Origin of the sequence: Tenacibaculum sp. 190130A14a (genome assembly GCF_964048965.1) — a bacterium.
In the GTDB taxonomy this organism is placed as follows: Bacteria; Bacteroidota; Bacteroidia; order Flavobacteriales; family Flavobacteriaceae; genus Polaribacter; species Polaribacter polynesiense.
In genome coordinates, this window is sequence record NZ_OZ040189.1 from 800,339 (window position 1) to 813,776 (window position 13,438).

At 32.6% G+C, this 13,438-nt stretch carries 12 protein-coding genes; 2 read left to right on the top strand and 10 right to left on the bottom strand.

Annotated elements, in window-relative coordinates:
• Nucleotides 1-18 precede the first annotated feature (18 nt).
• The 4 genes from ABNT22_RS03870 to ABNT22_RS03885 form a co-directional block, all read right to left on the bottom strand.
• A complete protein-coding gene (locus ABNT22_RS03870; RefSeq protein WP_348714308.1) occupies nt 19-1,281 on the bottom strand; it encodes an NAD(P)/FAD-dependent oxidoreductase in 1,263 nt (420 codons plus the stop codon).
• A 2-nt stretch (nt 1,282-1,283) separates the two neighbouring features.
• Nucleotides 1,284-2,291: a 4-hydroxyproline epimerase gene (locus tag ABNT22_RS03875; protein ID WP_348714309.1), complete on the bottom strand. Its 1,008-nt coding sequence runs from the start codon at nt 2,289-2,291 to the stop codon at nt 1,284-1,286.
• 159 nt (nt 2,292-2,450) lie between these two features.
• Nucleotides 2,451-4,058 carry an aldehyde dehydrogenase (NADP(+)) gene (locus tag ABNT22_RS03880; protein ID WP_348714310.1) on the bottom strand — a complete coding sequence of 536 codons (1,608 nt, stop codon included), beginning with the start codon at nt 4,056-4,058 and terminating at the stop codon, nt 2,451-2,453.
• 67 nt (nt 4,059-4,125) lie between these two features.
• On the bottom strand, nt 4,126-5,055 hold the full coding sequence (locus tag ABNT22_RS03885; protein WP_348715390.1) for a dihydrodipicolinate synthase family protein: 930 nt from the start codon (nt 5,053-5,055) through the stop codon (nt 4,126-4,128).
• 145 nt (nt 5,056-5,200) lie between these two features.
• Here ABNT22_RS03885 and ABNT22_RS03890 point away from each other — a divergent pair, with 145 nt between their 5' ends.
• Both ABNT22_RS03890 and ABNT22_RS03895 read left to right on the top strand, forming a co-directional pair.
• Nucleotides 5,201-6,040, top strand: a complete 840-nt coding sequence (locus ABNT22_RS03890; protein WP_348714311.1) for an AraC family transcriptional regulator — start codon at nt 5,201-5,203, stop codon at nt 6,038-6,040.
• A gap of 10 nt (nt 6,041-6,050) precedes the next feature.
• Nucleotides 6,051-7,118, top strand: coding sequence for a type IX secretion system membrane protein PorP/SprF (locus ABNT22_RS03895; protein ID WP_348714312.1), 1,068 nt, complete (start codon nt 6,051-6,053; stop codon nt 7,116-7,118).
• Here the strand turns inward: ABNT22_RS03895 and murI are convergent.
• The 6 genes from murI to ABNT22_RS03925 form a co-directional block, all read right to left on the bottom strand.
• Entirely contained in the window at nt 7,115-7,915 is an 801-nt protein-coding gene (gene murI / locus ABNT22_RS03900; protein WP_348714313.1) for a glutamate racemase, read from the bottom strand. The two genes, ABNT22_RS03895 and murI, sit on opposite strands and share 4 nt — an antisense overlap.
• 65 nt (nt 7,916-7,980) lie before the next feature.
• Entirely contained in the window at nt 7,981-8,490 is a 510-nt protein-coding gene (locus tag ABNT22_RS03905) for an OmpH family outer membrane protein (RefSeq protein ID WP_348714314.1), read from the bottom strand.
• A gap of 39 nt (nt 8,491-8,529) precedes the next feature.
• Nucleotides 8,530-9,360: an OmpH family outer membrane protein gene (locus tag ABNT22_RS03910; protein ID WP_348714315.1), complete on the bottom strand. Its 831-nt coding sequence runs from the start codon at nt 9,358-9,360 to the stop codon at nt 8,530-8,532.
• A gap of 63 nt (nt 9,361-9,423) precedes the next feature.
• A complete protein-coding gene (gene bamA / locus ABNT22_RS03915) occupies nt 9,424-11,985 on the bottom strand; it encodes an outer membrane protein assembly factor BamA (protein ID WP_348714316.1) in 2,562 nt (853 codons plus the stop codon).
• On the bottom strand, nt 11,978-12,730 hold the full coding sequence (locus ABNT22_RS03920) for an isoprenyl transferase (protein WP_348714317.1): 753 nt from the start codon (nt 12,728-12,730) through the stop codon (nt 11,978-11,980). Before ABNT22_RS03920 ends, bamA begins: the two co-directional genes overlap by 8 nt.
• Before the next feature lie 4 nt (nt 12,731-12,734).
• Nucleotides 12,735-13,415 (bottom strand): DUF6089 family protein, encoded by a 681-nt coding sequence (locus ABNT22_RS03925; RefSeq protein WP_348714318.1) that lies wholly within the window; start codon nt 13,413-13,415, stop codon nt 12,735-12,737.
• Between the last annotated feature and the right edge of the window lie 23 nt (nt 13,416-13,438).

The following is a 13,438-nucleotide window of genomic DNA, read 5'->3' on the forward strand; positions in this document are numbered from 1 at the left end:
AGTGTTAAGCCGTAATTTTTAATTACGGCTTTTCTTATGATATCTTTCTACGTGGAAAGGAGTTATGTTTAAACTTGTCTTTTTCTCAGAGATAAGTTCAGAAATAACCTTTCCTGTTGCGGGGCCTAAGCTCCATCCCATCATGGCATGTCCGGTAGCCACAGTAGCGTTTTGAAAACGAGATAGTTTTCCTATATACGGCAATCCGTCTGGAGAGCAAGGTCGTAATCCTGATTGAGTATTTTGAATAGCCTTTGAATCTATCTTTAATCCTTGGTAATAATTTTCAGAAGCATTGGCTATTGTTTGTACTCTTTTTATGTTAATGTCTTCATTTATACCAGCTACTTCCATAGTTCCTGCAAAACGGGTGTAACCATCCATCGGAGTTACAGCAACTTTAGCTTCCATTAAAATGGAAGGGACTTGAATTCCTGTTTCTTGAGCTACATTGATACGGTACCCTTTTCCGGCTTGTACAGGAATGCGAATTCCTAGTTTCTTAGAAAGCTTTTGTGTCCATGAACCTGTAGCAATTACAAATTCGTCTGTTGAAATCTGTTGGGTTTTAGTAGTTATAGAGTTAATAGTGTTTTGAGAAGTTGTAAAATCAAGTACTTCTTCATTTGCTATAAAGGTAACACCAGCATTTTCTAAATATGCTTTGAGTTGTTGCATAAATTCATTCGGACTCATATGAGCATCTGAATGATAGTATACAGCTCCTTTAATATTTAAATCTACATGAGGTTCTAATTTTTGAACCTGTTCTTTTGTTAAATTTTCAACTTTCAAACCCTCTTGAATAGCACGCTGACCAACTTTCCATTCTTCTTCCCCTGCTTTATCAGTTTGATAGTGCATTAACAGACCTTTGTCTTGATAATAAAAATCAAAATCGTTACTGTTTTGCATCTCTTCATAAAGCTCTTTACTGAATAGATTGATGTCTTTAATCACAGGAATCGAAGCTTCCACTTTTTGCGCTGTAGAAGCCTTTTTAAACAGCCAAGACCAATAGATAAAATCAAAATCAATACGAGGCTTAATTGAAAAAGGACTTGTAGAACTAAACATCCATTTTATTCCTTTGTTAATCATTCCAGGAGCAGCCAAAGAGATAATATGACTAGGGGTAATTATTCCTGCATTTACATAGGATGCACCTTTGCTAAAATCAGATTGATCTATAACAGTAACTTGATGCCCTTCTTTATGTAAGTAATAGGCAGAACACATACCAATGATTCCACCTCCAATAACAACTACATTTTTACTCATAATTAAATCACTTGAAAACCGAATGCATATGGATCATCTTCATCATCAATAACAATATTGTTATATCCGTATACTTTTGCCCAACCTTGAATACTAGGAACAATAGCAACCTTACCATCGAGTGTGGTTTCTTCTTCTACACGACCAATAAACTTACTTCCAATAAAACTTTCATGAATAAACGCTTCGCCTTTTTTTAGTTTTCCTTTAGCATGAAGTTGAGCAATACGTGCAGACGTACCTGTTCCGCAAGGACTTCTATCAATTGCTTTATCTCCATAAAACACAGCATTTCTTCCTGAAGAAGTAGGGTCTAAAGGTTCTCCAGTCCATAACATATGCGAAACGTCTCTAATGGTATCATTTTCTGGATGGATAAACATATCAGGGTATTTTTCGTTAATCCTTTTTCTAACTTCCTGCGAGTATTGTATAATCTTTGAAGCAGTGAAATTTTGAATTCCTGAAAAGTTTTGTTGAGGATCTACAATCGCATAATAATTCCCACCATAAGCCACATCAAAAGTAATTTCACCGAGTTCAGGGCATTCAATTGTTAAATTTTCTGCTGCTAAATAACTCTTTACGTTAGTTAATCGAACCCAATCTACTTTTTTATTGGTTTGCTGATATTCAATTTCAACCAAACCAGCAGGAGCTTCCATTTTTATTTTTCCTGGAACTTTGGGAGTGATTAAACCTTCTTCAATAGCAATAGTAATAGTACCAATAGTACCATGACCACACATAGGAAGACAACCAGAAGTTTCTATAAATAAAATTCCAAAGTCATTTTCAGGGTTACTTGGCGGATATAAAATAGAACCGCTCATCATATCGTGTCCTCTAGGTTCAAACATTAAACCTTTGCGAATCCAATCATATTCTTTTAAGAAATGTTGACGCTTTTCGCTCATATTGGCACCTGTTAAGTTTGGTCCTCCACCTGCAACCACACGAACTGGATTTCCGCAGGTATGCGCATCAACGCAAAAAAAAGTTTTTTTCATATTAAATTGAACAGCCAACTGTAACCTTCTATTCGAGTTAAATCCCTTCATATTTAACTGTTCAAGATAGGCTAAGTTGGCTTAGTTATCAATTTCTTTAACGACCGCAAAGGTAAGGTTTTTACCTGAAGGGGTGTCTAAAGAAATTCTTAATTTTTATTAATTAATCTCTTCTTTTGTAAAGTTTCCGTTAACCGAACGTAAAATTTGTAAAGGGTTGTTGTTTTTTAACTCTTCAGGTAATAATTCGTTTGGAAAATCTTGAAAACTAAAAGGTCTAACCCAACGATCAATAGAGCTTATTCCTACAGCAGAAAATCTACTATCAGAAGAAGCTGGGTAAGGGCCTCCATGCGTCATTGCAGAAGTTACCTCTACACCGGTAGGTACACCGTTAAAAATAATTCTTCCTACTCTGTTTTGGAGTGCAGATATAATATCAGTTAAGTTTTTATAATCAGTGTCTTCAGCAATAATAGTTCCTGTTAGCTGACCTTCTAACTGCTGTATTATTTCGATTAACTCCTGTTCGTTTTTACATCTTACAACAAGTGAAAATGGACCAAATACTTCTAAATGAGTTTTAGAATTTTTTATAAAATCTGCTCCAGAAATAGTAGCTATTTGTGTTGGAGCATAGTTGTTTGTAGTTTGATCATTAGAAATTTCAGATACAACTGTAACTCCTTCCTGTGCAGTGACGGATGTTTTATTAGCAAGATATCCTTTTTTGATATTTGGATGCAACATACACTGCGGTGCAATAGCAGTTGTTTTTTCTCCTAAATCTTTAATAAAAGAGTCTAATTGCTCATTTTCAATAGTTAATAATAAACCAGGGTTGGTGCAAAATTGACCTGTGCCAAGAGTGATTGAACCAGCATAAGTAGTAGCAATTTCTTCCGCTCTATTTACAATTGCTGTCGGTGTTATAATAACTGGATTGATACTTCCCATTTCAGCAAATACAGGAATAGGTTCTTCTCTATTGGCTGCTAAATTAAATAAAGCTCTTCCTCCGTTAATACTCCCTGTAAAACCTACTGCTTTTATCTTAGGATGTGTAACTAATTGTTGTCCTACTTCAATTCCGGTAGAATTAAGATTAGAAAAAACACCATTTGGCATACCTGTTTGCTGGGCTGCGTTGATAATAGCAGAAGCGATTAATTCTCCGGTTCCGAGGTGCATTGGATGAGATTTTACAATAACTGGACATCCAGCAGCTAAAGCACTGGCAGTATCTCCTCCTGCTGTTGAATATGCTAATGGAAAATTACTAGCTCCAAAAACAACAACAGGACCTAAAGGAATGTTTATTTTACGTAAATCTGGCTTGGGCATTGGCTGTCTATCTGGTACTTCAGTATCAATCGTTGCATTTGCCCAAGATCCATTGGCAACTAATTCGGCAAACATTCGCAATTGAAAAACAGTTCTTCCACGCTCTCCAATAGCGCGTCCTTCTGGCAAACCTGATTCAGACATATAGGTTTGAATTAATTCATCACCTAGGTCTAAAATTCCATCAGCAATAGCGTTTAAAAAAGAAGCTTTTTGAACTCCTGAATAGTTCTTGTATTCTAAAAAAGCACTTTGTGCTAATGCTACAGCTTCATTCACTTCTTCGGTAGTTGCTTCATAAAAATCACAATCATTTTCTTTATTCAATTGTGGATTAAAAGTTTTGTGTGTTTTATTTCCGTTTGATGAAAGCTTGTTTCCTATATAGTTTTTCCCTGTAATTGTTGAGGTTATTGTGGTCATGTTATTTTGTTTTAATGAAGCATTGTTTAAAAACACCAAAAGTAGAGAACGAATTCTCTACTTTAAATTATACGGCTAATTCTAGGTTTTTATAATCTGGCAATGTTGGGCGGTTTTTGAGCCCTTCTTCTATAATCTGTAAAACGCGTTTTCGTTCATCGCCTATTAAAGTTAAACGAGGAGCTCGTACATTTTCGGTACCAATTCCTGTTGCTACTTCTGCTAATTTAATATTTTGTACTAATTTAGCATTAATATCTAATTCAAGCAAAGGCAAAAACCAACGGTAAATAGTTAAAGCTTCTGCTGCTTTTCCTGCTTTTTGTAATTCATAAATAGCAACCGTTTCTTTTGGGAATGCACAAACTAATCCTGCAACCCAACCATTGGCTCCCATAAAAAGACTTTCTAAAGCTAATGTATCTACGCCGCTCAAAATAGCTAATCGATTTCCAAAGCGATTCTTAATACGCGTTACGTTAGATAAATCTCTTGTAGATTCTTTAACAGCTTGAATGTTTGGACAGTCTCTCAATAATTCATCAAACATGTCTAAAGTAACTTCAATACCATAATCTACAGGGTTGTTATAGACCATAATTGGTAAATCTGTAGATTGTGCAGTCTGTTTGAAAAATTCTACAGTCTCCCTTGCATCAGCTTTGTAGCGCATTGGTGGAAGCATCATAAGCCCAGCAGCGCCATCTTCCTTTGCTTTTTGAGCTGCTTCTATCGCTCCTTTGGTTGTTTGTTCTGCAATATTGATAATTACAGGAACCTTACCATCTACAATACGAACTGCTTCTCGAACTAAAGTTCTTTTTTCGTCATCAGATAAAGTAGATGCTTCACCAAGGGTACCTCCTAATATTATTCCGTGAACACCTGCATCTAATTGTGCTTTAATGTTTACTTCAAACATTTGTAAGTCTAAAGTGTCGTCTGAGGTAAACTTAGTTGTTACAGCTGGCATTACGCCTTCCCATTTTATCATAATTCTTGTTTTGATGACAAAGTTATAGGTTAAGAAGTCTTATTTTTTGTTAGTTTTTAGCTAGTAGTGATACAATATTACCCTTTGAGTTTGTTTTAGTATTGTTTTTGGTGTATATTTTATAAGTTTGATGTAAATCCTTAAAAAAATGAAAGTATTACCATTTAAAATTCCAAAGGCAAAAAACATTGGATTAATCTACCAAGAAGATAAGGGAGCATATTTTTATGATAAGTTTCATCAGCATGAAGAAATTCAATTATGTTTTATTGTCAAAGGAGAAGGAACGTTGGTAGTTGGAGATTCTATAGAGGAATATAAAAAAGGAGATATCATTGTTATTGGAAGCAACCAACCTCATGTTTTTAAAAGCGATAATTCCTCCGTAAAAAATTCCTATATGATTTCGTTGTTTTTTACGGAGATTTCGTTTGGAGATAATTTTTTCGGGCTTGATGATTTTAAAGAAGTAGGTACTTTTTTTAATAAGTCGAAAACTAGTTTTAGATTAACATCAAACAAAGAAAAGCTAGAAAAATTGTTTTTAAAATTGCCAAAAAGTAGGGATTTGGAGCGCTTCATTGTTTTTATTAGGATTATAGATGTTATTTTGAATTCAGAAACGAAATCATTGTCTTCATTTGTGTATAATAAAAACTATACGGATAATGAAGGGAAGAGGATGCGTGACATCATGGATTATACACTTACAAACTTTAATAGAAAAATAGATTTAGAGGAAATAGCTGAGGTAGCAAACATGACTTCTAATGCGTTTTGTAGGTATTTTAAACAAAGAACTAATAAAACATATTTTAGTTTTTTAAATGAGTTAAGAATTGAAAAAGCTTGTAAATTATTACAAGATAAAGATTTTCTAATCACTGAAATATCTGAAAAATCTGGGTTTAAGAACATCTCTAATTTTAACAGAAAGTTTAAAGAGTTGAAAGGAGTAACTCCTTCTGCTTATAGAATTATTCATTAATTTAGATTAAATGTTACATTTTAAGCATAGTTTTTTCGATTTTAACAGTAAATCTTATTTAGCTTGGTTATATTTGACGGCTATTTATCAAGTTGGATATATGAAAAAAATTGTTGGAGTATTATTTTTATTATTTTTCTCTTTGAAGGCTACTTCACAAGAGACATTACCTATTTATGCAGATTACTTATCTGATAACGTTTATTTACTACATCCTGCGGCCGCAGGAATAGGGGAGTGTGGAAAAATTCGTTTTACAGCGCGTCAGCAATGGTTCGGTGTAGATGACGCTCCTAGTTTACAAACATTAAGTTATCATGCCAAAGCTGGAAATGAATCAAATTCTGGATATGGTTTTATTTTATTTAATGATAGTAACGGATACCATTCTCAAATTGGATTTCAGGGTACTTATGCATATCACTTAAATATGGGAAATGATAATTTGTTCAATCAATTATCATTTGGATTATCAATGTCGGTAGTTCAAAACCAGGTAGATCAAAGAACATTCTCTGGAGATAGAGCAGATGTAATTAGCCAGGTTATTGAAAGTGATTTTTATTTTAATGCCGATTTCGGTATGGCGTATCACTATAAAGGATTTGCGTCTTATTTTACAGTAAAGAATTTATTTTTAGCCGCAAAAGGTAATTTGAATCCGAATTTTGAGTCGTTAAACCTGAGAAATTATATTCTTGGAGCAAGTTACTTTTTTGGAGAAGAAGATGTATTACAATATGAGCCATCCTTAATGTTTCAGTATAAAGAGTTAACTGGAGAAAAGATTGCTGATATTAACTTTAAAGTATATAAGAAAATTAGAAACACACAGTTTTGGGCAGCGTTGTCATACAGATCTAGTTTTGATGGAAGTGTATTTGGAGAAGCACAATATTTTACGCCAATTGTAGGTGTTAATTTTGATAGATTTATGGTTGCTTATACTTATACGCAACAAACTGGTGATATCGTGTTTTCTAATGGAGGATTCCACCAAATATCTTTAGGTATGAATATTTTATGTAGAAAGAGAAGAGCTTCTGCTTGTCCTAATATTAACGGAGGATTATTCTAAAACGATAACTCATTAACTATTAAACTAGGATTAATAGTTTTTAAAATATTTTCTAAAACAGCTTTGTTTTTATTTATGTAGAATAAATGCGAAGCTGTTTTTGTTTTGGTAGTATTCAGTAAATGGTGTTGTTCTAATACGTTTTGAGTTTGCTTAGCAACAGCTTCTCCAGAGTCAATTAATTGTACTGAATTTCCAGTAATTCTTTTAATGGCATCTATTAAATACGGATAATGCGTACATCCTAAAACGATACAGTCTGCTTTTTTATGTAACATAGGGTTTATGTACTTTTTTAATAAAAGATCCATCTGAGGGGTGTTTATAAGGCCTCTTTCTATAAGGTCAACTAAACCCTCTCCAACCTGTTCAATGATAGTAATATTATTATCTAAAAGAGAAGATGTTTTTTCAAAAAGTTCACTGTTTAACGTTCCTTTGGTAGCTAGAATACCTATAACATTGGTTTGTGTTTGTAGGGACGCAGGTTTTATAGCAGGTTCAATACCAATGAAGGGAACATCATAATGTTCGCGTAAATATTTAATGGCATTGGTGGTAGCAGTATTACAGGCTACAACAATAATCTTTGCGTTTTTGTTTAATAAGAACTCTGTATTTTTTTTTGAAAGATGAATTATTTCCTCTTTAGATTTTTGACCGTACGGAGCATTGATACTATCTGCTAAATAGATAGTATGCTCATTAGGTAATAAGGTGTAAATTTCTTTCCAAATAGAAGTTCCCCCAATACCCGAATCAAAAATACCTATAGGTGAGTTCGTTATTTTGTTCATGTTATAGCAAAAATAAAAATCCTGCTAAACTAGCAGGATTTTTAAGATATATTTTTTTGAAAAAATTAGAAACCTAATTTAGCTTTTACAGCGTTGTAAATATCTTCTCCTTTATCGTAAACGATTAATCCCTTACCTGGAGCAGCATCTAATACATAAACAATTCCTTTCTCTGAAGCAACATCTTTGATAGCTTTTTCAGCTTTCTCTAAGATAGGAATAGTTTTTTCTTGGTATTTTTTTTGCATTTCTTGAGCTGCAGCTTGTCTAGCTTGCTCAATTTTTTGTCTATCTAATTGAACTTCTTGAGCTCTTTTTTGATTTACTTCTTGAGTTTGGCTTTTTCCTTCAGCTTCATACTTCTTTACTTTAGCCTCTAATTTTTTAAACATTCCTTCAATCTCGTCTTGATAAGTCTTGTTTAATTTTTCTAAATCAGCTTTCATTGCTTTAGTTGCAGGCATTTCAGCTAATAATTTATCAGTGTTAATATGTGCTATTTTTTGTGCATTCGCAACACCACCCAAACCAACTGTAAAAATTGCAACTAATAATAACGTTTTTAAATGTTTCATTCTTTGTTGTTTTAATTAAATAATTGTTTTTATTCTTGATTAATTGTCTTTTTTAGCTTCTTCTTGCTCTTTCCTCTTTTTTGCCTCTTCTTCAGCTTTCTTTTTAGCTTCTTCTTGTGCTTTCTTTAAAGCTGCCCTTTTCTCTAATAATAATTTTCTTTTATCAGCTCTTTCTTTTAAGCGAGCTTTTCTAGTTTCTTCTATTTGTTTAATACGAGCTAAACGTGCTTCTTCTTTTTTCTTCCTAGCCTCATCCTTTTTTGCTTGTTTAGCCTGTTGTGCTTCTGATAAATTATTATTTTTTAATAACTCTTTCTTAGCAGCTATTTTATCTTTCTTTTCTTGTTTACGTTGATCAATATTGATCATTTTTACAACAAGGTCGCTAATATCGTGTTTTTTATTTGAATACAACATTACCAATTCACTTGATTTGTCAAAGACAAAATCATACTTCTTTCTTGAAGCAATGGTCTGTACAGCATTGTATACTTGATCCTGAACTGGCTTTATTAATTGCTTTCTTAAATTATACATGTCTCCGTTAGGACCAAAGTATAAAGATTCTAATCTTCTTAACGATTCTTGTTTGATTGTAATATCCTCTTCACGCTCATCAATTAAATCTTTTGTTAAGATTGCTTTTTCATTGGTTAGATCGGTTTTTAAAACTTCTATCTTTCGTGCTTCATCATCTAACCTTTTTCTCCACTTTTCTACCTTGTCATTCAACGTGTTTTGCGCTGTAATATACTCAGGTATATTTTGAAGAATGTATTCCATGTCTATGTATGCAATACGCTGGTTTTTTTGACCAAAACTAACAATGCTAGTAAATAAAAGAACGATTAATAAAATGTTTTTTTTCATCTTGTATAATGTGTTTAGAAAAAACCGTGCCAAAAACCAGACACATTACAAATGTAAGGTTTTTTAGAACTGTCTACCAATAATAAAATGTGTTTGCCATCCAGACTTTGTTGGGTTTAAAGATTGGTCTACTAAAGGTAACGGATCGAAACCATGAGCAAAGTCAATTCCTAATAATCCAAAGGCAGGCATAAATATACGAATACCTACTCCAGCCGAACGCTTAAGCTTAAACGGATTAAATTCACTAAAATTGTCATAAGAATTACCTGCTTCTAAAAATCCTAATGTATAAATAGATGCAGAAGGTTTATCAGTTATAGAATAACGTAATTCTAATTGGAATTTATTGTAAATAGCTCCACCGTCTAAATCAGATAAACTATTGTTTTCGTATCCTCTTAATCCTACAACTTCACGACCATCTAATTGCCCTTGTGCAATACCATCTCCTCCAACAAAATATCTTTCTACAGGAGTTAATCCTAATTTATCGTTGTATGACCCTAAGTAACCCACTTCGAAATTAGACATTAATACTAATTTGTTAGCAAGTGAGGTATACCATTTACCTTTTGCAGATAATTTGTAGTATTCTAACCACTGGTATTTGTTAGCTAAATAATCATTTCTTATTTCATCAGTAGGGTTATCTGGTTCTGTAAAATCTTTTCCGTTTACTAATGAGTAAGGGAATGTAGCTTTTGCTCTAATAGTAAATTCAGAACCATATGTTGGGAAAATTAAACTAGGACCTGCTGAATTACGTGTTAATGCAATGTTATAAGCTAAGTTGTTAAGATTTCCTTGACTCAAGATGTCGTTAGAAGAACCAACTCTATATTGATAGTTATCTAAACTAATTCTTTGGTAACTGATACTTTGCGAAAGTGTAAAATAATCATCAGGCCACTGCAACCTTTTACCTAATCCAATAGAGGCACCAATAATGTTTAATCCTTGATCTTTTAATACTCTATTCGTTTGGAAATCAAATCTAAATTGGTTAGAGTAATATAAAGAGAACGATAATGATTGTGGTCGTTTACCACCTAACCAAGGTTCTGTAAAAGATATACTATAGGTTTCGTAAGTTCTAGCAGCTTGTAATCTTAAAGATAAGCTTTGCCCATCTCCCATAGGTAAAGGTTTGTAGGCATCTTTATTAAAAATATTTCTAATAGAGAAGTTATTGAATGATAAACCTAAGGTACCAATAAATGATCCACCACCATAACCTCCTTGAAGCTCAATTTGACTACCTCCTTTTTCGGTAACTGTAAATTCAATATCAGCGGTTTTATCTTGATAGTTTGGTTTAACATCTGGAGTAACGTTCGTGTCAAAGAATCCTAACTGACCAATTTCACGAATAGATCTGATAATATTTTGACGACTGAATAAATCTCCAGGTTTTACTCTTAGTTCTCTAAAAATAACGTGATCGTTTGTCTTTTCATTACCAACAACAGTAACTTTCTTAATGGTTGCAGGTTCATCTTCACGAATACGAATTTCTACTGTAATAGAATCGTTTTTTACTTGTGTTTCAACAGCATTTACTTGAGAGAATAAGTATCCGTTGTTATGATAAAGTGTTTGAATATCTTGAGAATCAGGAGTACCATCACCAGAAATTCTTTCTTTTAACACTTTTCCATTATAAATATCACCTTTGTCTATACGCAAGAAGGCATGAAGTTGTTCATCTGTATATTGTTTATTACCAATAAACTTAATATCAGCAAAACGATATTGTCTACCTTCTTCTACTTCAATTTCTAAATTGATAGTATTATCATCATTCCAAGTAAGGTTATCAGAAATAATACGAGCATCTCTATATCCTTTCTCACTATACTTTTCTAAAATGCTTTCTAAATCTTCTTTGTAGTCATCTAAAATATATTTAGAAGCTTTCCAGAAACGTCCAAGCATTTTACGCTTTGTATTCTTCATTAAACCTCTTAAAGCACCATCTGAAAAGGCTTCGTTACCAGTAAAACTAATCTTCTTAATTTTAATACGATTTCCTTTATCAATAAATATTTTCATACTTACCGTATTGATATCAGTAGTGTCTTTTTCGGTATTTAAAGTAACTTTTGTTTTTAAGAAACCTTTATCTGTATATTTCTTTTTAATAAAGTTTCTTGTGGTTACAATTAAGTTATCAGTAACCATAGTACCTTTTTTAAGGTCTGTTTCTTTCTTTAAGTCTTTTGCTTTAGATTTACTAACACCTTTAATAATTACATCTGTAAGTTGAGGAAGTTCTGTTACATTAAATTGAAGGTATACAGTGTTTTCGTCTCTTTTAGAAAGATAAACATCTACTTCACTAAATTGCTTACTTTCATAAAGCTTTTTTATCGCACTGGTTAACTTATCACCAGGTAATTTGATAGTTTGACCAATAATTAAACCGGTATATACTCTTACAGTTTGTTCACTAAATTTTTGTAATCCAGTAACCGTAATTCCTCCTAAAATGTAGTCCTTACCCTTTTCATAAGATATAACATTGGTTTTAGTACTGTCTTTAGGAGTTATATCTTGTGCTTGTTGCTTACTTACCGTAAATACGGTTAATATAAATGCAATTAAAAACGAATATCTATTCATTACTTTCAATCTGTTCACTGGTTTTTCCAAATCTTCTTTCTCTGTTTTGATAATCTAATATTGCGCTATAAAGATGTTCTTTTCTAAAATCTGGCCATAAAACTTCAGTAAAATAAAGTTCAGCATATGCCATTTGCCATAATAAGAAATTACTTATTCTTTGTTCACCACTTGTACGTATCATTAAATCAACGTCGGGCAAATTAAATGTATATAAATGACTATTTATAATTTTATCGTCTATTTTTTCGATATCTAATTCGTTATTAACAACTTTTTTAGATATGTTTTTGATAGCATTAACAATTTCTTCTCTTCCACCATAACTTAAAGCAAAAGTTAATGTGATGGTAGAATTGTTTTGGGTAGCATCAATTACTTCAGCTAAAACTTTTCTCGCTTTTTGAGGTAATCTTTCAATGTTACCAATGCTATTTATTTTAATTCCATTTTTTTGAAATTCAGGAAGTTCTTTCTTTAATGAATTCACTAAAAGACTCATTAAAGCGTCTACCTCAAGTTTAGGTCGATTCCAGTTTTCGGTAGAAAAAGCATATAAAGTAATATACTTCGTGCCTACATCAGATGCGCCAGCAACGGCTTCTCTTACTGCTGTTAAGGCATTTTTATGTCCAAATACTCGCTGCATTCCTTTACCTTTTGCCCATCTACCATTACCATCCATGATAATGGCAATATGATTAGGTGTATTTTGTAAATTAATGCTTTGTAGTAGTTTTGACATATGTTTATTTTGTTAATCCGTTGTAACAAGCAGGTCTTCCAAAGGTATAAACAATTGATATTCCAGAAAAGAAATACCAGTCATTTCCGTTTCCTTCAAAGTTTAATGATTGAACTGCACTAGTGCTATAATCTAATTGATCAGTAAAAGTGTATCTAGCTCCAGTTTCTACTGCAAAGGCAAGATCACTAGTTAATCGTCCTTTAATTCCTATACCTACAGGTAGTGCATAAGAAAAAGAGTTTTTTACCTCAATAGTATTGGTGTTAACAAGGCGATTAAAACTTTTATGATTGATTGTAGCAATTTGAGCTAATATATAAGGGGTAAATGAAGTTCTATATTCTGCTATATTATATTCATAGAAATTGAATTCAACACCTGCTGCAAATTCGTGTATTGTGTTTGTGAAACTTCGTCCAGATTGTTGTCTAAATGCATTTTCAGCATCCTTATCGTTTCCAGAAATAGGAATAAGATTATAGTTAGCTCTTAAGGCAATTCGAGGGTTTAAATTGTATTTGTAAACAATACCTCCCGCAAATTCATTAGGATATATATAATTGGTTCTTCCGATGTCTCCAACATAATTAGAACCTCCAAGAAATAATCCAATTTCATGACTTTGCCCCTGTACAAAGCCTATCGAACTTAACAATAATATAAATAATATACGTTTTCCCATTATAATAATAGCGTGCAAATATA